20 protein-coding genes and 2 pseudogenes are annotated in these 20,064 nt (G+C 67.4%); 15 read left to right on the top strand and 7 right to left on the bottom strand.

Annotated elements, in window-relative coordinates; genetic code table 11:
* Positions 1–194 precede the first annotated feature (194 nt).
* Genes ACWPN3_RS21815 through fsa form a run of 4 tightly spaced genes read right to left on the bottom strand, consistent with a single transcriptional unit; the run spans position 195 to position 2,554 of the window.
* Positions 195–419, bottom strand: coding sequence for a tyrosine-type recombinase/integrase (locus tag ACWPN3_RS21815; RefSeq protein ID WP_492261739.1), 225 nt, complete (start codon positions 417–419; stop codon positions 195–197).
* Positions 355–1,161, bottom strand: coding sequence for a site-specific integrase (locus ACWPN3_RS21810; RefSeq protein ID WP_492261738.1), 807 nt, complete (start codon positions 1,159–1,161; stop codon positions 355–357). Before ACWPN3_RS21810 ends, ACWPN3_RS21815 begins: the two co-directional genes overlap by 65 nt.
* The gene (locus ACWPN3_RS21805) at positions 1,158–1,880 is read right to left on the bottom strand and encodes a DUF484 family protein (protein WP_109445436.1); all 723 of its coding nucleotides are present in this window, start codon (positions 1,878–1,880) and stop codon (positions 1,158–1,160) included. The genes ACWPN3_RS21810 and ACWPN3_RS21805 overlap by 4 nt, the downstream gene beginning before the upstream one ends.
* A gap of 17 nt (positions 1,881–1,897) precedes the next feature.
* Positions 1,898–2,554, bottom strand: coding sequence for a fructose-6-phosphate aldolase (gene fsa, locus ACWPN3_RS21800; RefSeq protein ID WP_063635338.1), 657 nt, complete (start codon positions 2,552–2,554; stop codon positions 1,898–1,900).
* A 105-nt stretch (positions 2,555–2,659) separates the two neighbouring features.
* On the opposite strand from fsa, the gene ACWPN3_RS21795 reads away from it, so the two are divergent.
* The gene (locus ACWPN3_RS21795; RefSeq protein ID WP_247872913.1) at positions 2,660–4,966 is read left to right on the top strand and encodes a primosomal protein N'; all 2,307 of its coding nucleotides are present in this window, start codon (positions 2,660–2,662) and stop codon (positions 4,964–4,966) included.
* Between the two features lie 201 nt (positions 4,967–5,167).
* Positions 5,168–5,683, top strand: a complete 516-nt coding sequence (locus ACWPN3_RS21790) for a cache domain-containing protein (RefSeq protein ID WP_109445437.1) — start codon at positions 5,168–5,170, stop codon at positions 5,681–5,683.
* A gap of 92 nt (positions 5,684–5,775) precedes the next feature.
* Here ACWPN3_RS21790 and ACWPN3_RS21785 read toward each other — a convergent pair whose 3' ends face one another.
* Positions 5,776–6,171 (bottom strand): hypothetical protein, encoded by a 396-nt coding sequence (locus ACWPN3_RS21785; RefSeq protein WP_109445438.1) that lies wholly within the window; start codon positions 6,169–6,171, stop codon positions 5,776–5,778.
* 383 nt (positions 6,172–6,554) lie between these two features.
* Here ACWPN3_RS21785 and ACWPN3_RS21780 point away from each other — a divergent pair, with 383 nt between their 5' ends.
* The 10 genes and pseudogenes from ACWPN3_RS21780 (at position 6,555) to gstA (ending at position 15,629) form a co-directional block, all read left to right on the top strand.
* Positions 6,555–7,124, top strand: a complete 570-nt coding sequence (locus ACWPN3_RS21780) for a F0F1 ATP synthase subunit delta (protein WP_098739058.1) — start codon at positions 6,555–6,557, stop codon at positions 7,122–7,124.
* Positions 7,124–8,653, top strand: coding sequence for a F0F1 ATP synthase subunit alpha (atpA, locus tag ACWPN3_RS21775; protein ID WP_098739059.1), 1,530 nt, complete (start codon positions 7,124–7,126; stop codon positions 8,651–8,653). Before ACWPN3_RS21780 ends, atpA begins: the two co-directional genes overlap by 1 nt.
* 87 nt (positions 8,654–8,740) lie before the next feature.
* Positions 8,741–9,625 (top strand): F0F1 ATP synthase subunit gamma, encoded by an 885-nt coding sequence (locus tag ACWPN3_RS21770; RefSeq protein ID WP_109048035.1) that lies wholly within the window; start codon positions 8,741–8,743, stop codon positions 9,623–9,625.
* 86 nt (positions 9,626–9,711) lie between these two features.
* Positions 9,712–11,134 (top strand): annotated as a pseudogene (atpD, locus tag ACWPN3_RS21765) (F0F1 ATP synthase subunit beta).
* A 133-nt stretch (positions 11,135–11,267) separates the two neighbouring features.
* A complete protein-coding gene (locus ACWPN3_RS21760) occupies positions 11,268–11,684 on the top strand; it encodes a F0F1 ATP synthase subunit epsilon (RefSeq protein WP_492241146.1) in 417 nt (138 codons plus the stop codon).
* Between the two features lie 256 nt (positions 11,685–11,940).
* Positions 11,941–12,765, top strand: a complete 825-nt coding sequence (locus ACWPN3_RS21755) for an acyl-ACP desaturase (protein ID WP_109445440.1) — start codon at positions 11,941–11,943, stop codon at positions 12,763–12,765.
* A 370-nt stretch (positions 12,766–13,135) separates the two neighbouring features.
* Positions 13,136–13,450, top strand: a complete 315-nt coding sequence (locus ACWPN3_RS21750; protein WP_109445441.1) for a hypothetical protein — start codon at positions 13,136–13,138, stop codon at positions 13,448–13,450.
* Between the two features lie 14 nt (positions 13,451–13,464).
* Complete coding sequence (locus ACWPN3_RS21745; RefSeq protein WP_492261737.1) at positions 13,465–14,259, top strand: hypothetical protein; 795 nt, start codon at positions 13,465–13,467, stop codon at positions 14,257–14,259.
* Position 14,260: 1 nt separating this feature from the next.
* Positions 14,261–14,917: a methyl-accepting chemotaxis protein gene (locus tag ACWPN3_RS21740; protein WP_492261736.1), complete on the top strand. Its 657-nt coding sequence runs from the start codon at positions 14,261–14,263 to the stop codon at positions 14,915–14,917.
* 97 nt (positions 14,918–15,014) lie between these two features.
* Positions 15,015–15,629 (top strand): glutathione transferase GstA, encoded by a 615-nt coding sequence (gene gstA, locus ACWPN3_RS21735; RefSeq protein WP_109445443.1) that lies wholly within the window; start codon positions 15,015–15,017, stop codon positions 15,627–15,629.
* Between the two features lie 86 nt (positions 15,630–15,715).
* Here the strand turns inward: gstA and ACWPN3_RS21730 are convergent, their stop codons facing one another.
* Both ACWPN3_RS21730 and ACWPN3_RS21725 read right to left on the bottom strand, forming a co-directional pair.
* The gene (locus ACWPN3_RS21730; RefSeq protein WP_109445444.1) at positions 15,716–17,203 is read right to left on the bottom strand and encodes a DEAD/DEAH box helicase; all 1,488 of its coding nucleotides are present in this window, start codon (positions 17,201–17,203) and stop codon (positions 15,716–15,718) included.
* Positions 17,204–17,521: 318 nt separating this feature from the next.
* Positions 17,522–18,070, bottom strand: coding sequence for a superoxide dismutase family protein (locus ACWPN3_RS21725; RefSeq protein ID WP_492241144.1), 549 nt, complete (start codon positions 18,068–18,070; stop codon positions 17,522–17,524).
* Positions 18,071–18,240: 170 nt separating this feature from the next.
* On the opposite strand from ACWPN3_RS21725, the gene ACWPN3_RS21720 reads away from it, so the two are divergent.
* The 3 genes and pseudogenes from ACWPN3_RS21720 to ACWPN3_RS21710 form a co-directional block, all read left to right on the top strand.
* Positions 18,241–18,687, top strand: coding sequence for a Fur family transcriptional regulator (locus ACWPN3_RS21720; RefSeq protein ID WP_376957359.1), 447 nt, complete (start codon positions 18,241–18,243; stop codon positions 18,685–18,687).
* The gene (locus ACWPN3_RS21715; protein WP_492241143.1) at positions 18,684–18,908 is read left to right on the top strand and encodes a hypothetical protein; all 225 of its coding nucleotides are present in this window, start codon (positions 18,684–18,686) and stop codon (positions 18,906–18,908) included. Before ACWPN3_RS21720 ends, ACWPN3_RS21715 begins: the two co-directional genes overlap by 4 nt.
* Positions 18,909–19,231: 323 nt before the next feature.
* A pseudogene (locus ACWPN3_RS21710) lies at positions 19,232–19,885 on the top strand (phage capsid protein); the annotation flags it as partial.
* Positions 19,886–20,064 lie beyond the last annotated feature (179 nt).

The raw sequence follows: 20,064 nt of genomic DNA, 5'->3' as shown, positions 1-20,064 counted from the left end.
GTCCGAGTTGTTCTATAGGATAATTTAAAGAAATTGCCTTAGGAGGTTTAAAAGCTTTGAGCGGTAATTTTATATCAATTGATGGATCTTGTCGTGAGCTTCGGGATTCAGCCATCTGGCCCACCGCATGTGACGCGGCCATAGGTTCAGAAATGAATACCCCAATATGCGCAGACGCTTAGAGGCGGAGAGCGTCAGCCCTTGCGCGCCCGCGGATGGGCATTGCGATACACGTTCATCAGCTGCTCGTTCTCGACATCCGTATAGCGCTGGGTCGTGGAGAGCGACGCGTGGCCGAGCAGATCCTGGATGGCGCGCAGGTCGCCGCCGTCCGCCAAAAGGTGTGTCGCGAAACTATGCCGCAGGGCGTGCGGGGTGGCGCTGTCCGGCATGCCCATCAGGGCGCGCAGCTTCTGCATCTGGTGCTGGGCGACGCTGGCGTTCAGCCGGCCGCCGCGGGTGCCGACGAACAGCGGGCCGTCGGGCGCGAGCGTAAAGGGGCAGGAACTCGATGTAGGCGCGCACCGCCTCCGTCACCGCCGGCAGGACCGGGATCATGCGGTCCTTGCGCCCCTTGCCGGTGACGCGCAGCGTGTCGCCCAACGGGGCGTCCTTGCGCGCCAGTCCCAGCGCTTCGGAAATGCGCAGGCCGCAGCCGTAGAGCAGGGTGAACAGGGCGCGGTCGCGCTTGCCGATCCAGGGCTCCTCGCGGTCGCGCTCGGCCTCCTCCAGCAGGCGGTCGGCGTCGATCTCGGTCAGCGGACGCGGGGCCGGGCGCTTGACCTTCGGGGTCGCCAGCGTGGCGACGGCGGGGTTGTGCAGACGCCCACTGCGGTCGAGCCAGCGGAACAGGTTGCGCACCGCCGCCAGCTTGCGTGCCCGGCTGGCCCCGACCAGCCCGTCCATCGCCAGCCTGGACATCCAGGCGCGGAAATCCGCCGCCTTCAGGTCGCCCAGGTCGTTCAGTGAGGGCGGCGAGCCGCCGCGGAATTCGGTAAGGAAGCGCAGGAACTCGCCCACATCGGCGGTGTAGGCCGACAGGGTGTGGCGGGAGACCGCCTTCTCGCTCTCCATCCAGCGCCGCCAATGGGCGAGCACATCCTGGACGTCGGGCTTGGCGGAGAACCCCAAGCTTGGAACGCCGGGCACAGGTTCGGTCACGCCGGCAGCTCCAGCCAGCCGCGGATCACCCGCTCGATCACGCGGGCGAGGAAGCCCACCAGTTCGGTGCCCTGGCCGTTGTGGAAGGTGTCGGGCTCGCGGCTGCCGAAGGCGAGCAGCCCGTCCGGCGTCTCGCTGGAGACCTGGATGCGGATCAGCGCCTCCGACCGGACGAGGCCGGCGCCGGGGCCGTAGATCTCGGGATCGCCCTGGATGTCGGTGTTCAGCACCACGTCGGCGCGGCCCAACCGGTCGGCGATGGCGCCCGGCTCCACCACCCGCACGCCGGAGCGGTGGACATGGGGGATGTCGGTGCCGTTGGATTCGATGACCAGACAGGCGACGTCGAGGTCGAGCAGGACCGCGAGGTCGGTGGTGATGGTCTGGATCAGCTGTTCGAAGCTCTGGGCGTCGAGCAGGAACAGCACCGCGGCATGGATGCGGTTCTGGCTGTTCAGGTTGGCCCGGCTGGTGCCGATCAGCTCGCGCTGTTGGTCCTTGAGGGTGCGGACCTCGGCGCGCAGCCGGTCGACCATGAAGGCCTGGAGGTCCACCACCCCACGCCCGCGGTCGAGCGACGGCGGGGTCAGGTGGTGGACCAGATCGGCGTTCTGGGCCAGGAAGTCCGGGTGCTTCCGCAGGTAGGCGCGGACATCCTCCGAAGAGAGCGTCGACGCCTGATGCGGCGGGTGGCCCGGTTCGCGGCCCCTGTCGGCCATGATCGCTCCGGCCCGCCTTACAGGATCGACTGGCCGGTCTTCTTCCAGTCCTCGACGAACTGGGAGAGACCCTTGTCGGTCAGCGGGTGGTTGAACAGCTGCTTCAGCACCGACGCCGGCGCGGTCACGACATGGGCGCCCAGGCGGGCGGCCTTGACGATGTGCATCGGGTTGCGGATCGAGGCGACCAGCACCTCGGTCTTGAAGGCGTCGTAATTGTTATAGATCTCACAGATGTCCTTGATGATGCCCATGCCGTCCTGGCCGATGTCGTCCAGGCGGCCGACGAAGGGCGACACGAAGCTGGCGCCGGCCTTGGCCGCCAGGATCGCCTGGGCGGGGGAGAAGCACAGCGTGACGTTGACCATCGTCCCTTCGGACGAGATGATCTTGCAGACCTTCAGGCCGGCCGGGGTCAGCGGCACCTTCACCGCGACGCGGTGGGAGATCTTGGCGATCTTGTGGGCTTCGGCGAGCATGGTCTCGAAGTCGGTGGACGCCACCTCGGCGCTGACCGGACCGTTGACGACGTCGCAAATCTCGGCCACGAGGTCGAGGAATTGACGGCCGGACTTGGCGATCAGGGAGGGGTTGGTGGTAACACCGTCCAGCAGACCGGTATCGGCCAGATCGCGGATCTCGGCGATGTCGGCGGTGTCGACGAAGAACTTCATGACGAAGGGTCCATGCTTGCTGATGTTGACCGGAACCGGCCGCGCCGGAAAGCTGACCGACGCGCCGTCCCGCCCGGTGCCCGGGACATGAGGCCACTCTAGCCGATGCGTTCGATTTCCGCCAGTTCCGCCCCGGGCTTTCAGGGGGATCTTCTTGGGGACGCGCCCGAAACGGGGCAGCCCGAAGGCGATTCCGCAGCAAATTCCGCAGATTTCCCGGCGAAGCCGCAGCAGCGCGGGCCGGACCGCCGCGTCGCCGTGCTGCTGCCGCTGCCCTTGCGCGAGGCCTACGACTACCGCGTGCCCGACGGACTGGAGCTGGTTCCCGGCGATTTCGTCGAGGTGCCGCTGGGGCCGCGCCGGCTGATCGGCGTCGTCTGGGGGCCCGGTGCCGGGACGGTGGATTCCGGCCGGCTGAAGGCGGTGGTGCGCCGGTTCGACGTGCCGCCGATGACCGAGGTCGGCCGCCGCTTCGTCGAATGGGTCGCCGCCTACACCATGACGCCGCCGGGCTTCGTCCTGCGCATGGCGGTCAGCGTGCCGTCGGCGCTGGAGCCGCCCAAGCCGATGCTGGCCTATCTGCGCAAGCCGGATGCGGAACCGCCGCCCGGCTTCAAGATGACCGACCCGCGCAAGCGCATCCTGGCCCTGCTGGCGGATGGCCCGCCCCGCACCCCGGCGGAACTGGCGGAGGAGGCCGGCTGCGGCGTGACGGTGGTGCGCGGGCTGGCCGAGGCCGGGCTGCTCGACCCGGTCATGCTGCAACCGACGCGGCTCGGCCGGCCGGACTGGCGCCGGCCCGGACCGACCCTGTCGGCGAACCAGCAGGGGGCGGCCGACGATCTGCGCGAGCGGGTGACCTCGGGATGCTATTCCACCGTCCTGCTCGACGGCGTCACCGGATCGGGCAAGACGGAGGTCTATTACGAGGCGATCTCCGCGGCGCTGGAACAGGGCAAGCAGGCGCTGGTGCTGCTGCCGGAGATCGCGCTGTCGGCGCAATGGCTCGACCGCTTCGCCCGCCGCTTCGGCGCACCGCCGGCGGAGTGGCATTCGGAACTGACCGGGGCGCAGCGCCGCGACACCTGGCGCGCGGTGTCGAAGGGCGAGGTGCCGGTGGTGGTGGGCGCCCGCTCGGCGCTGTTCCTGCCCTATCCCGATCTCGGCGTCATCGTCGTCGACGAGGAGCACGACTCCGCCTACAAGCAGGAGGAGGGGGCGATCTACCATGCCCGCGACATGGCGGTGGCGCGGGCGCATCTCGGCGGGTTGCCGATCGTGCTGGTGTCGGCCACGCCGTCGCTGGAGACCAAGGTCAACGCCGACAGCCACCGCTATGCCCGGATCGAACTGCCGTCCCGCCATGGCGGCGCCGTGCTGCCCGACGTGGAACTGGTCGATCTGCGGCGCGACCGCCCGCCCGCCCGGCACTGGCTGGCGCCCAGCCTGCGCAAGGCGCTGACCGACACGCTGGCCGGCGGCGAACAGGCGATGCTGTTCCTGAACCGCCGCGGCTATGCCCCGCTGACCCTGTGCCGCGCCTGCGGCCACCGCATGCAATGCCCGAACTGCACGGCCTGGCTGGTCGAGCACCGGCTCGCCCGCAAGCTGCAATGCCACCATTGCGGTTTGCAGCAGCCCTTGCCCCATGCCTGCCCGGACTGCGGCGAGGAAGGGACGATGGCCGCCTGCGGTCCCGGCGTGGAGCGCATCGCCGAGGAGGTGGCGGAGCTGTTCCCCGACGCCCGTGCCGCCATCATGGCGTCCGACACCCTGCACGGCCCGCGCGCCATCCAGGAGATGGTCGAGAGCATCGGCCGGCATGAGCTGGACATCATCATCGGCACCCAGGTGATGGCGAAGGGCCACCATTTCCCGATGCTGACGCTGGTCGGGGTGGTCGATGCCGACCTGGGGCTGAACGGCGGCGACCTGCGGGCGGCGGAGCGCACCTACCAGCTGCTGCATCAGGTGGCGGGACGTGCCGGGCGCGGCGAGCGGCCGGGCCGGGTGATGCTGCAGACCTTCATGCCCGAGCATCCGGTGATGCAGGCGCTGGCCGCCGGCGACCGCGACGGCTTCTATCAGCTGGAGGCGGAGATGCGGCTGGAGGCCGGCATGCCGCCCTTCGGCCGGCTGGCGGCGCTGATCGTGTCGGGCGAGGACCCGACTCTGGTGGAGCGGGTGGCGATGGCGCTGGGCCGCGCAGCGCCGCGCAGCGACACCGTCCATATATTGGGGCCGGCCCCGGCGCCGCTGGCCCTGCTGCGCGGGCGGCACCGCCGCCGCCTGCTGATGAAGGCGCCGCGCAGCACCCAGGTGCAGCCGCTGATCGCCGAGTGGCTGGACAGGGTGGAGATCCCGCCGGCCATCCGCGTGCAGATCGATGTCGATCCCTACAGCTTCCTTTAGCCGCGGTTAAGGCGACCGGACCATGCTGCGGCGAATTGACACGATGCGGTCCCGCGGACGGCCCGGCATGGCACCTGTGACGTTTGGTCCATTGCACAGCGCGGGGCATGGTATTACCACGGCAGGGATGGTTCCGAATCGAAACATCCCTGCCGGGATGAAACCCGCGGAGCCGAACGTCACAGGGACAGGTTCGGGCTGATGGTCGGCATGCTCTCCAAGCTTCGTCTGCGCGTTCAGCGGCAAACCCTGCTGACCGTGCTGCCGGTTCTTCTGCTGCTGGTGGTCATCGCGTTCGCCGCCGGCGCTCCGGCCCGCACCCGCGGCACCGACGCCGAGGCGCTGACGATGATCGACCGTGCCCAGCAGCTGCTGGAGCGGATCGGTCCGGACGCGGCGGCCGAAGCGTTTGCCGGCCATGATAGCGCTTTCACCGACCGTGACCTCTACCCGATGCTGCTGGACGACAAGGGCGTGATGGTCGCCCATGGCTGGACCGCGACGCTGAACGGGTCGAACCTGAACGAGTTGCACGACATCGAGGGCAAGCCCTTCATCCGCGAGGCACTGGACGGGGTGGCGCGCGACGGGCGGACCGACGTCACCTATCGATGGATCGATCCGCTGACGGGGCAGGTCGCGCGCAAGACGATGCACGCCCGCCGTCTGGTGCTGAACGGCAAGCCCTACATGCTGGCGGTCGGCGTCTATCGCTGAAGTCTTTGTGAAACCGGTGCGGCGGGTTGCCGCACGTCACTTTTTTACATGGTGAAATTTCGGGATGGCCGCCGCTCCCGGCCTGAAGCGGATCAGAAAATCCGCGGGCGGCGCGGGCGCCAGATCGACAGGCAGTCCGCGGCGCTGTCGGCGGCGCCGATGCCGTACCAGCCCGACCGGTCATGGAAGGACAGATTGTAGCGGCCCTTGGCGTCGCGCTCGAAGCGGAAGACGGGGCGGTCGACCTCCGGCAGCAGCACCAGAAGCCGGTCATGATCGCGTCCCGACTCGCGCAGCACACCGGCCCAATGGCCGTCGCGGATCTTCGGTTCGGCCACGGCGGCGAAGGCGTCCATATCGTCAGGGGTGAAGCGGGCGCGGCAGAACTGGATGATTTTCGCCCCGCGCTCTTCCCCGCGGGAGCCGGCGCCGGCGGCGGTGTCCGCGTCGGCAGTCGCAACAATGTCGGTCGTCGGCTGGATGGTCATCGCGGATAAGGTCCCTGGTCGCCTGGAGCGGCTGCGGCGGGGCAAAATGACGGGAAACCAAGGTCGGATCGCCCACCCGCGCGGTTCCGGCCGACCGTGGATCAGATTGGTTAACCTTGAATTAAACAGGCAATAGGGCCACATCGAAGTCACAGCCGGTATGACCAGTCGAGCTCGACTCGAGTCCTCGGCGAACGCAGTTGCGACCAATGATTCCGCAGTTGCTCAAAACGCCGCAGCCAAATTGTCCAGACCCCGTTGCGTGGGCGCGATTCCTGTGATATTGGACCGCTCGCTTTCGCGGCCGGGGTGTTTGTGCCTCGGGTTGACACCCTATAAGGCCGCCGAATTCACCGTCTACCGAACTCAATTCGAGGGATCAGGTGGCATCCGAAGGAACAGGCGTATCCGAACTCGCCGCGCGTTACTCCATCGCGCTGTTCGAGCTTGCGGACGAAAACCAGGCGTTGGACACGGTCGCGAGCGATCTGACCACGCTGAAGCAGATCCTGGCCGAGAGCGCTGACCTCCGTCGCCTCGTCCGCAGCCCCGTCATCAGCCGCGCCGATCAGGGCAAGGCCATGGCCGCTGTCCTGGACAGCGCCGGCGTGTCCGATCTGACCAAGCGCTTCATCGGGCTGGTGGCGGCCAACCGCCGCCTGTTCTCGATCGACGGCATGATCGAAGGCTTCCTGGCCGAACTGGCCCGGCGCCGCGGCGAGGTCACGGCGCAGGTCACCTCGGCCCAGCCGCTGAGCGATGCCCAGCGCAACGCCGTCATCGACGCGCTCAAGGCGTCCATCGGTTCCAAGGTGCTGGTGAACACCTCCGTCGATCCGGAGTTGATCGGCGGCATGATCGTTAAGTTCGGCTCGCGCATGGTCGATACCTCGGTGCGAACGAAGCTGAACAAATTGCAACTCGCCATGAAGGCCTCAGGGGGATCAGTCTGATGGATATCCGCGCCGCAGAAATCTCTGCGATCCTCAAGCAGCAGATCGCGAATTTCGGGACCGAGGCGGATGTCGCCGAGGTTGGTCAGGTCCTGTCGGTGGGTGACGGCGTCGCCCGCGTGCACGGCCTGGACAACGTCCGCGCCGGCGAAATGGTCGAGTTCCCGGGTGGCCTGCAGGGCATGGCGCTGAACCTCGAGACCGACAATGTCGGTATCGTGATCTTCGGCGACGACCGCGGCATCAAGGAAGGCGACACCGTCAAGCGCACCGGCACCATCGTCGACGTTCCGGTCGGCCGTGGCCTGCTGGGCCGCGTCGTGGACGGCCTGGGCAACCCGATCGACGGCAAGGGCCCGCTGGTCGACGTCACCCGCACCCGCGTGGAAGTGAAGGCCCCCGGCATCATCCCGCGCAAGTCGGTGCACGAGCCGATGCAGACCGGCCTGAAGGCCGTCGACAGCCTGGTTCCGATCGGGCGCGGCCAGCGCGAGCTGATCATCGGTGACCGTCAGACCGGCAAGACCGCCGTCGTCATCGACACCTTCCTGAACCAGAAGCCGATCAACCAGGGCGACGACGAGAGCAAGAAGCTCTACTGCATCTACGTCGCCGTCGGCCAGAAGCGCTCCACCGTCGCCCAGATCGTCAAGACCCTGGAAGACGCCGGCGCCATGGAATACTCCATCGTCGTCGCCGCCACCGCGTCGGAGCCGGCTCCGCTGCAGTTCCTGGCGCCGTACACCGGCTGCACGATGGGCGAGTATTTCCGCGACAACGGCATGCACGCCCTGATCGTGTACGACGATCTGTCCAAGCAGGCCGTCGCCTACCGCCAGATGTCGCTGCTGCTCCGCCGTCCGCCGGGCCGCGAAGCCTATCCGGGCGACGTGTTCTACCTCCACAGCCGCCTGCTGGAGCGCGCCGCCAAGATGGGCGACGCCCATGGCAACGGCTCGCTGACCGCCCTGCCGGTCATCGAAACCCAGGCCGGCGACGTGTCCGCCTACATTCCGACCAACGTGATTTCGATCACCGACGGTCAGATCTTCCTGGAAACCGGCCTGTTCTACAAGGGCATCCGCCCCGCCATCAACGTCGGTCTGTCGGTGAGCCGCGTCGGCTCCGCCGCCCAGATCAAGGCGATGAAGCAGGTCGCCGGCACCATCAAGATGGAACTCGCGCAGTACCGCGAGATGGCCGCCTTCGCCCAGTTCGCCTCGGACCTCGACGCCTCGACCCAGCGCCTGCTGGCCCGTGGCGCCCGTCTGACCGAGCTGCTGAAGCAGGGCCAGTTCCAGCCGCTGCCGGTTGAAGAGCAGGTCGTGTCGATCTTCGCCGGCGTGAAGGGCTACCTGGACGCCATCAAGGTCGAGGACGTCAACCGCTTCGAGGCCAAGTTCCTGTCGGAAATCCGCGCCAAGGGCGCCGATATCCTGGCGGCGATCCGCACCGACAAGCAGATCACCTCGGCGACCGAAGAGAAGCTGAAGGCTTTCCTCGACGGCTTCGCCAAGGTCTTCGCCTGACCGACCGCGCGCGGGGGCGGGAAACCGCCCCCCACCGTCTTGAAGAGACGGTCACGGAACGACCTCGAGCGGAATTGAAGGGCCGGCATGCCTAACCTCAAGGACCTAAAGAACCGGATCGCGAGCGTCCAGTCGACGCGCAAGATCACCTCGGCCATGAAGATGGTTGCGGCTTCCAAGCTGCGCCGCGCCCAGGAGCAGGCGGAAGCCAGCGGTCCCTACGCGGAGCGTATGGGCCGGATGCTGTCGTCCCTGGCCGCCAACGTGCAGGACAGCGGCAACGGGCCGAAGCTGATGACCGGGACGGGCGCCGACAAGGTGCATCTGCTGGTCGTCATCAGCTCAGACCGTGGTCTGTGCGGCGCCTTCAACGGCTCCATCGTCCGCGAGGCCAAGCGCCAGATCACGCGCCTGCAGGGCGAGGGCAAGACCGTCAAGGTGCTGACCGTCGGCCGCAAGGGCCGCGACCAGCTGCGCCGCGAGTTCGCCTCGCTGATCGTCGAGAGCTACGAGGATGTCGGCCGCCGCCGGCTCGGCTTCAGCGACGCCGACATGGTGGCGACGAAGGTGCTGGCGATGTTCGACGCCGGCGAGTTCGACGTCTGCTCGGTCGTCTTCAACAAGTTCAAGTCGGCGATCTCCCAGATCGTCACGGTTCAGCAGCTCATTCCGTTCGCCGTCCCCGGCGAGGCGGTCGCGGCCACCGACGAGGTGAAGCCGCTCTATGAGTTCGAGCCGGACGAGGAGCAGATCCTCGCCGAACTGCTGCCGCGCAACCTGTCCATCCAGATCTACCGCGCCCTCCTGGAGAGCGCCGCGTCCGAGCAGGGCGCCCGGATGACCGCGATGGACAACGCGACGCGCAACGCCGGCGACATGATCAACAAGCTGACGATCACCTACAATCGGACGCGCCAGGCCTACATCACCAAGGAGCTGATCGAGATCATCTCCGGTGCCGAAGCCCTGTAACGGCAGCATCCGACACGTAGGGCCAAGCCCATTTGCGCCGGCGACGGCATACCGACACTTACCGAGTTCCTAGGGAGCTTTACTCCATGGCCACCACCAATTCTGTCGGCAAGATCACGCAGGTCACGGGCGCCGTCGTGGACGTGCAGTTCAACGGCGACCTGCCGGCGATCCTGAACGCCCTGCACACCCAGAACGACGGCAAGACCCTCGTTCTGGAAGTGGCGCAGCACTTGGGTGAGAGCACGGTCCGCACCATCGCCATGGACAGCACCGACGGTCTGGTGCGCGGCGCCGAGGTGACCGACACCGGCGCTCCCATCGCCGTGCCGGTCGGCCCGGAGACGCTGGGCCGCATCATCAACGTCATCGGCGAGCCGATCGACGAGCGCGGTGCGGTCAACGCCGCCCGCTCGCTGCCGATCCACCGTCAGGCCCCGGACTTCGTCGACCAGTCGACGGACGCCGAAGTGCTGATCACCGGCATCAAGGTCATCGACCTGCTGGCTCCCTACGCCAAGGGCGGCAAGATCGGCCTGTTCGGCGGCGCCGGCGTCGGCAAGACCGTGACGATCATGGAGCTGATCAACAACGTCGCCAAGGCGCACGGCGGTGTGTCGGTGTTCGCCGGCGTGGGTGAGCGTACCCGCGAGGGCAACGACCTCTACCACGAGATGATCGAGTCGGGCGTCATCAAGCTCGACGGCCCGGGCTCCAAGGTGGCCTTGGTGTACGGTCAGATGAACGAGCCGCCGGGTGCCCGCGCCCGCGTCGCGCTGAGCGGCCTGACCCTCGCGGAGTACTTCCGCGACGAGGAAGGCCAGGACGTGCTGTTCTTCGTGGACAACATCTTCCGCTTCACGCAGGCCGGTTCGGAAGTGTCGGCTCTGCTGGGCCGCATCCCGTCGGCGGTGGGCTACCAGCCGACGCTGGGCACCGACATGGGCGCCCTGCAGGAGCGCATCACCTCGACCAAGAAGGGCTCGATCACCTCGGTGCAGGCCATTTACGTGCCCGCCGACGATCTGACCGACCCGGCCCCGGCCGCCTCCTTCGCCCACCTGGACGCCACCACGGTGCTGTCGCGCTCGATCGCCGAAATGGCCATCTTCCCGGCCGTGGACCCGCTCGAACTCGACCAGCCGCATCCTCGACCCGCGCGTCGTCGGTGAGGAGCACTACGGCGTCGCCCGTTCGGTGCAGAAGGTTCTGCAGACCTACAAGTCGCTGCAGGACATCATCGCCATCCTGGGCATGGACGAGCTGTCGGAAGAGGACAAGCTGGTCGTGGCCCGCGCCCGCAAGATCCAGCGCTTCCTGTCGCAGCCGTTCCACGTCGCCGAGGTGTTCACCGGCACCCCGGGCGTGCTGGTCCCGCTCGAGGAGACCATCAAGGGCTTCAAGGGCATCGTGAACGGCGACTACGATCACCTGCCGGAGGCCGCCTTCTACATGGTCGGCACCATCGACGAGGCGATCGCCAAGGCCAAGAAGCTGGCCGCCGCCTGATCCCCACAAGGGATCGCGGCATTCCGGCCCGGCTCGATCATTCTTGAGGAAGCCGGACGGAAATCGACATCAGCACACCCCCTCCCCCCGTCAGCGGGGGAGGGGGTTCCTATGAAGAGGCACCAGGAAACCCATGGCCGATAAAGTCGAATTCGAGCTGGTCTCGCCGGAAAAGCTGCTGAAGTCGCAGCCCGTGGACATGGTCGTGGTGCCGGGTTCGGAAGGCGATTTCGGCGTGCTCGCCGGTCATTCGCCGATGATCTCGACCGTGCGTCCGGGTGTCATCGACGTCTATGAAGGCGACCGCATCGTCGACCGCGTCTTCGTCGCCGGCGGCTTCGCCGAGGTCACCGAGGCCCGCTGCACCGTCCTGGCCGAGGAAGCGGTTGCGCTGACCGACCTGGACCGCGCCGCGGTCGAGAAGCAGATCAAGGACCTGTCCGAGGATCTGGACGACAGCAAGTCCGACGCCGAGCGGGCCGCCACGGAGTCCAAGCTGGCCGTCGCGCGGGCCAAGCTGGACGCGCTGAGCCAGGGCTCCGCTCACTGAGTGGCAGCGGCCGTCGGCCCGGCATGCCTGGCAAACGGCGTATATCTCTTCGGTCGAACGGGCGGCTTGGGTCTCCAGGCCGCCCGTTTGCGTTGCGACTCGGTTGCATCGCGGTGAAGACCGACTACATTCCAAGGCCTGAACCGTGAACCCTGCCGCACCCGATGGGCAGGTGGGGACACAGGCACCAGAGAACCCTTTCCCGATATGACCCGGCCGCGGAGATGCGGCCCAAAACGAGGCGGTAGAGCGGAACATGGCGCGTGCGCATTGGCGGATCGACGAGCTTCCCTGGGACCGCTTCGATGCCGGGAAGATCGACCCCGATCTGGTTCCCCTGATCAAGGCGGCGGCCCTGGTGGAATTCAACGCCGACGACTACACCGCCTATCTGTGCAACGTCTTCAACGACGATCCGGAATTTCAGGAGACCGCCCGCGGCTGGGCGGTGGAGGAGGTCCAGCATGGCGAGGCGCTTGGGCGCTGGGCCGAGCTGGTCGACCCGACCTTCGACTTCCGGGCGGCGGTCGAGCGCTTCCGCGCCGGCTATCGCGTGCCGATCGACCTCGACGCCTCGGTCCGCGGCTCGCGTACCGGCGAGATGATCGCCCGCTGCATGGTGGAGACCGGCACCAGCTCCTACTACGCCGCCATCGGCGATTCGACCGACGAGCCGGTGCTGAAGGAGATCTGCCGCAACATCGCCGCCGACGAACTGCGCCACTACAAGATCTTCTACACCTACGCCAAGAAGTATCTGGACCGCGAAGGGCTGAACAAGGTCCAGCGGCTGAAGGTGGCGCTGTCGCGCATCGGTGAGTCGGAGGACGACGAGCTGGCCTATGCCTATTACGCGGCCAACGCGCCGGCCGACGCCGTCTACGAGCACAAGCTCTACAACGCCGCCTACAAGCGCCGGGCGTTCGGCCGCTATCGCCGCAAGCATGTCGACCGCGCCATCGCCATGCTGTTCAAGGCCTGCGGGTTGAAGCCGCACACCCGGCTTTGCAGCATGGCCTCGCGCGGGGCCTGGTGGTTCATCGACCGCCAGGCACGGAAGCTGGCGGCGCAGGCTGTCTGATGCTGTCCGAACAGCCGGGTGGCCCCCCGGCTGTGGTTCTTTGCCGGGAGGATGGTACTTTCTGTCGCTTTCCCGGGAGACAAAATAAGGAACAAACTGCGGCTGCGACAGAATATCACCCGGTTCAGGTGATGGTGATGTGAGAAGGCCGAAGACATTCAGCTGATGTCTTCTGGTTGGGTCGATATGCTCGATTGAGCATTCCGGCTGCATGAAGTGGATTTTGTTGCCGTCATAGGCTTTGTCCACTTGTCGTATCCAACTTGCTGCTGATCTCCTTTTAGGCGGACTCCGAGATCCAGGCGCGCGGGCTTTGCGTAACGGTGGCTATGAGCTTGTCCGTTCGCATGCCGATGGGTGGTTGCCGCCGATGATCCGTTTCCACGTTCCAGCCTTCCTCCTGCTTCTGGCGGGCGCAGCCGCTCTGCCGGTGGCCGCGTCCGGTGCCGGGGATCCGGCAGAACCGGTCGCCGCAGTGTTCGCGCCCGGTACGACGCTTGCCGAAGCGATGGACCATGTGCTGGCGGCCGGTGGTGTTCCGCTGCGTGGCGGCCCCTTCGCAAACATCGTCGTCGCGAGGTCGGCCGACCCGGACTTCGCCGTCTCCCTGCATCTGCATGGCGCCTGGCTGCTGCTCGATCCGATTCTCGCTGGATGCGCGGACCTGCGCCGTCTGCCGTCATGACCCTGAGGTCTTCCATGAACAATCTCGACCGACTGCGCTCCGCCAGTGAGCGGGCGATGCTCGCCTATCTGTGGAGCTATGTGCCGATCCTGGCCGCATTCTCCTGGTCGATGGGCCGCGGCTGGGTCGTTCCGGTGCTGGCGCTGTTGGTCGCGGCCGCTGCCACGCTCGGCCGGTTCTCCGGCAACGGCGCCTCGCGACGCAGCCTGTCGGCAGTCGCGCTGATGCTGCAGAGCGCCCTGGTCGTCGCGGTGGGGCAGGGCCAGCCCTGGCAGGTCGATCTGCATTTCCTGTTCTTCGCCAATCTGGCGGCGCTGATCGCCTTCATCGACGTCGGCGCGCTGGTGATGGCGACGCTGGCCGTGGCCGCGCATCATCTGGTCCTGAACTTCGCCCTGCCCTATGCCCTGCTGCCGGAGGGCGGGAACCTGTTGCGGGTGCTCTACCACGCGGTCGCGGTGCTGATCGAGGTGGCGGTCCTGGTCACGGTCGCCTGGAAAGGGCAGGGGCTGCTGAACAGGCTGGAGGCGACGCTGGACACCGCCGAGGAGGCCCGCCGCCGCGCCGAACTGCTGGCTGCCGAACAGCGGGCGTCGGAAGACCGGGCAGGCGATGAGCGCCGGCGTGCCCTGAGCGAGGTGGCCGGCAAGCTCCAGGCGGTGATCGGCGCCTCTGCGGGACAGAATCCTCACGGCATCCGATGCACTGAGCGGCGATTCCCAGGCCGTCGCCTCCACCATCGGCAGCACGCGTGTCCAGCTGGCGGACGCCCTGCGCTCCATCGGCGGGGCGGTGGAGCGGGTGCATGACATGACACTGGCGGCGGATCAGCTTGCCGGATCGACCGGCATCATCCGCGGGCAGCTCGACCGCGCCACCGGCATCGTCTCCACCGCTAGCCGGCAGGCGGAGGCGACGCGGACCATCGTGTCGTTGCTGGAAAACACCGCCGCCCAGGTGGAGGACATCACCCGGCTGATCGGCGACATCGCCGGCCAGACCAATCTGCTGGCGCTGAACGCCACCATCGAAGCGGCGCGGGCGGGGGAAGCCGGCAAGGGCTTCGCCGTCGTGGCGGGGGAGGTCAAGCAGCTGGCGAGCCAGACCGCGCGGGCGACCGACGACATCGCCCGGCAGGTGGCGGATATCCAGGCCTCGTCCAGGCGAACCGCCCGGGCTATCGGGGAGATCGTCGACACCATCGGCAGCATGAACGAGGTGACGCTCGGCATCGCCGGCGCCGTCGAGCAGCAGGGCATCGCCGCCCAATCAATCATCGGCCAGATCCAGACCTCGGCGCAGGAAGCCCGCGGTCTGGCGGCCACGGTCGAGGGGGTGCGCGCGGTGGCCGACGGCTCCGGCTCCGCGGCCGAGGCGATGGAGCGGCGCCTCGATGTGGTGCGCCGCAGTGCAGCCCAGCTTCAGAGCGAGGTGGCATCGCTTGCCATTTCAATCCGGGCGGCGTGAAAGAGCCGGAACCGGTTGGGACGGGGCTGGCGGCCGCTGGTGGACTGCGCTACGCCTTTCGTTCCAACCATCACCACTCAAACGGGGTTCCGGAGACATGAAGCTCTATTACAAGCCGGGTGCCTGCTCGCTGTCGCCGCACATCGTCCTGTGCGAGGCCGGGCTGCCCTTCGAGCTGGTCAAGGTCGATCTCGTGACCAAGACGCTGGCCGACGGCAGCGATTTCCGCGCGGTGAACCCGAAGGGGCAGGTGCCGACCCTGGCGCTCGATGAGGGCGGCATCCTGACCGAGGGTGCGGTGATCGTGCAGTACATCGCCGACAAGGCGCCGGCCAGCGGCCTGATCCCCGCGGTCGGCACGATGGAGCGCTACCGCGTGCAGGAACTGCTGAACTTCATCGGGTCGGAACTGCACAAGGGCGTCGTCCCGCTGTTCCCGATGCTGAACGACGTGGTGTCCGACACCCATCGCCAATTCGCCACCAAGGTCCTGAGCGGCAAGCTGGCGGTGCTGGACCAGCAGCTTGCGGGCAAAGCCTACCTGACCGGCGACAGCTTTACCGTTGCCGACGCCTATGCCTACACGGTGCTGAGCTGGCTGCCGCGCATCAAGTTCGACCTGTCGCCCTTCCCGAACCTGACGGCCTTCGCCGAACGCGTCGCCGCCCGTCCGGCGGTGCAGGCGGCACACGCCGCCGAAGCCCAGGGCTGAGCGCCGGCCGGTCTTGATGAGGACCGGATAGAAAAAGGCCCCGTCTCGGCGAGAGACGGGGCCTTTTCCTTGATGACAATCCGCGGTCAGGCGGCGTTGGGCTTGCGCCGCATCGGGGTGTTGCCGCCGGGAGTGCCGGCCGCGCGCGGCGCCTGCTTGCCGCTGCCGTTGCCATGGCTGTTGCCATGCGACACGGCGTGCGGGGCCGGGCGGCGGTCGTGGCGGTTCTGGTCGTTGCGGGCGGCGTCCGGACGCGGGGCGCCGGCCGGCTTTCCGGCCTTCTGCGGCGCCTTGGCGGGCTGCTGGACAGCCTTGGGTGCCGCCTTCGGCGCGGCGGGACGGGCCTGCTGCTGGTTGCGGTTGTTCTGGTTGCGGTTGCTGCCCGGCGCCTTGGGGCGGGGCGGCGGCTTGGACGAGGCGTGGATCTGCGCCACCTCCACCGCATGGTAGGGATGGGTGGTGTCGGCCGGGATCGGCTGGCGGATCGTCTTCTCGATGTCCTTCAGATAGCCGACCTCTTCATGGTCGCAGAAGGACACTGCACTGCCGTCGGTGCCGGCGCGCGCGGTCCGGCCGATGCGGTGGACGTAGCTTTCCGGCTCGTTCGGCAGGTCGAAGTTGATGACGTGGCTGATGCCGTCGATGTCGATGCCGCGTGCGGCGATGTCGGTCGCCACCAGCGCCCGCAGCTCGCCGTTGCGGAAGCTCTCCAGCGCGCGGACGCGGGCCGACTGCGACTTGTCGCCATGGATGGCGTCGGCGGTGATGCCGGCCTTCTTCAGGTGGTCGGCGATGCGGTCGGCGCCATGCTTGGTGCGGGCGAAGACGATGGTGCGGGCCATCGCCGAATCCTCCAGCAGGTCGGCCAGCAGGCGGCGCTTGTCGGCACGGTCGACGAACAGGACGCGCTGGTTGATGCGCTCCACCGTGGTCGACTGCGGCGTCACCTCGATGCGCTCGGCATCGGTCAGGATGCTGTTGGCGAGATCCACCACCGCGTCGGGCATGGTGGCGGAGAACAGCAGGGTCTGCCTGTCCTTCGGCAGCACCGCGACCACCTTCCGCACGTCGCGGATGAAGCCCATGTCGAGCATGCGGTCGGCCTCGTCGAGGACGAAGAACTCGATGGTGCCGAGGTTGACGTGGTTCTGCGCCATCAGGTCGAGCAGGCGGCCGGGGGTGGCGATCAGCACCTCGACGCCGCGGGCGATGGCGGAGACCTGCGGGCTCTGGCCGACGCCGCCATGGATGACGGTGCGGCGGATCGGCAGATGGCGGCCGTAGGTGGTGAAGCTGTCGCCGATCTGCAGCGCCAGTTCGCGCGTCGGGGTCAGGATCAGCACGCGGGGCGACTTGGCGGCCACGCGCTTCTTGTTCTGGAACAGCCGCTGCAGGATCGGCAGCGTGAAGGCGGCGGTCTTGCCGGTGCCGGTCTGGGCGAGGCCGAGCACGTCGCGGCCGGCCAGCAGCAGCGGGATGGCGCCGGCCTGGATCGGCGTGGCCGTGGAGTAGCCTTCCTCGGCGACGGCGCGCAGAAGAGGCTCGATCAGGCCGAGGCCGGAAAATTCGGTCATGGAAGTGATGGTCCTGGTCACCAGAATGGGGGCCGCGCCAGGAGGGAGCGGCCGGGCTTGCGCGCTCCGCGGCGGGTTGGCGCGGAGCCGTCGGGCGGCGGGCGATCGGGCGCGCGCAAGTCCTGCGCGGCGCCGGGCGCCGTCCGACCCCGGACAGATAGGGCCGATGGCTTGATTTGGCAAGCAAACTCGGCGCGCGGCAGGGGTGCGCCGTGCCGGTTCGCCCGGACAAGCGGAGGCTTGGCGGCAGGAAAGGGGCGCGGACCGGCTCCGCTCTCTTGCGGCATACGGTCGCGCCCCGTGGCTTCGCGCGGAGGCTTACGGCTTCTTGATCACGCCGCAGGCGATGCGGTCGCCGGAATTGCCAGCCGGTTGGCTGAGGTAATCGTCGGGCTGGGCATGAACGACGATCGAGGTGCCGCCCTGCTTGAACAGGCCGTCGGCGCCGTCGGTCAGGGTGACCATGTGGGTGATCGCCTCGAACCCGGCCTTGCCGGCCTCGTTGGCCCAGATGTTGGGCAGCTCGCCGTAATGCATGTGCTCGGCCTCCAGCCCGTGCTTGGCGCCCTGGGCGGCGAAATGGCCGCCGGCCGCCTTGAAATCGGGGGTGCAGGCACCGTTTTCGTGGATGTGGATGCCGTGCCAGCCCGGCGGCAACCCTTCCAGCTGGCCATGCACCAGGATGCCGTGCGGGAATTTGGTGAAGGTGACGGTGCCCAGCGGCTTGCCCTGCGCGTCGGCGACGGCGGCCTGGGCGGCGGGAGCAGGGGTGGCGGCGGTGGCGGATTGCTGGGCGAGCGCCGGAGCGGCGGCCAGCGACAGGCCGGCGAACAGCAGGGCCGGGGTCAGGGACAGGGTGCGGGGCATTCTGGTGGGTCCTCCGTCTTGAGTGTTGGCCTGTTGGCCGGCGCCCCCGGCCGGCGCGTTTGGACGGCCGGCAAGGGGGACGACTTCACGCCGCTGCGAAACCGCTCTGGGATTGCGAACGGTTTTCAGTATGATGGGGGCATCGGCAAGCAAAGACCAGGGTTGGGGTTATGACGTCGCGTCTGGAAGCGTTGTGCATGGAAAAGGGCCTGAAGATGACCGGCCAGCGTCGTGTCATTTCGCAGGTGTTGTCGGAGGCGGACGACCACCCCGACGTCGAGGAGGTGCATCGCCGCGCCGTGCAGATCGACCCGCGCATCTCCATCGCTACCGTCTACCGCACCATGCGGCTGCTGGAGGATGCGCAGGTGATCGAGCGCGTCGACCTGGGCGACGGCCGCGCACGCTATGAAGAGGCGACGGCGGACCACCACCATCACCTGATCGACACCCGCACCGGCCGGATCATCGAATTCGCCAGCCCGGAGCTGGAGGCGATGAAGGAGCGGATCGCCCACGAGCTTGGCTACAAGATCGTCGGCCACCGGCTTGAAATCTACGGGGTGCCGCTGGACGACGCGGCCGACGGCGCCCGGGATGAGGAGGAGCGTCCATGACCGATCCCCGTTTCCCCGAGGCCGACCAGCCCGTCGCCGAGGCCATCGCCTGCCGGAATGCGGTACAGCGCTGCTACTCCGGCCTGTGCCGCTGCGGCCAGCCGGAGCGCTATGCGCTGGAGGCGGCGGTGACCGTCTACCGCTACCACCATCCGGAGATTCCGCCGGCCCAGGCGGAGACCATCGTCAGCCATTGGGTGGCGGGACCGGTTCGGCATTGAGGGTCCGGGCGGCAAGATCGCCTCAGTGGACGTTTTATGAAAATAGTCCTTGATCGTCTCCGCATAAAGTCCTAAAACCAAACCTGTCAAGGCGACGGGTCCGCCCCCGGACATCGCGCCCGACAGCACCAAAGCTCCCCCCTCGCTTCGGTCCGAAAAGGGCCGGCCGGACACTCCCAATGTCCGGCCGGCCCTTTTTGTTTTCGCGTTTCGCCCGCGGCCGGCGCTGCGTCCTGCACGCACCCCCGACAACCGGATGGCGGAACGTTCCCCCCGCCTTGCTCCCCGCGGGATCCGCAGGAACGCGAAAGGAAACCATACCCATGTCGACCAGCATCGCCCAGGCATTCGTCAAGCAGTTCGAGCGCGAGGTCCATGAGGCTTACCAGCGCATGGGTTCCAAGCTGCGCAACACCGTGCGCGGCAAGAACAATGTGCAGGGCGCCTCCACCGTCTTCCAGAAGGTCGGCAAGGGTGCCGCCGCCACCAAGTCGCGCCACGGCGCGGTTCCGGTGATGAACCTGGACCACACGCCGGTGGAGTGCGCGCTGTACGACTTCTATGCCGGCGACTGGGTCGACCGGCTGGACGAGCTGAAGACCAACATCGACGAGCGGCAGATCATCGCCAATGCCGGCGCCTATGCGTTGGGCCGCAAGACCGACGAGCTGCTGATCGCCGAGCTGAACAGGTCCGTCAACTATGCCGGCAGCGCCACCGACGGGCTGACCAAGGCCAAGATCCTGACGGCCTTCGAGATGATGGGCGAGGCCGACGTGCCGGACGACGGCCAGCGCTATGCCGTCGTCGGCTGGAAGCAGTGGAGCCAGCTGCTGGGGATCGAGGAGTTCGCCAGCGCCGACTATGTCGGCTCCGACGAGCTGCCCTGGCGCGGCACCCAGGCCAAGCGCTGGCTCGGCACGCTGTGGCTGCCGCATTCCGGCCTGACGCTGAGCGGCACCGTCCGGCTCTGCCACTGAAAGTCGATGACATTGATTTTTCTGCGTTTTTCAGCCGTTTTGCAACAGTTTGCAGCGATCCTTCTCAGCGCTATGTGACCATTGAAGATCACAAATCAAAGCCGCGAAGCGCATACTATAGTATGCGAAACTCGAGGTGCTAGATCTCTATACCGAAAAGGATTATCCATATTCTC

This window comes from Azospirillum sp. UENF 111221, assembly GCF_058780625.1.
Note: the sequence above shows the minus strand (reverse complement) of the source record. Positions and strands in the feature narration are given on the sequence as shown.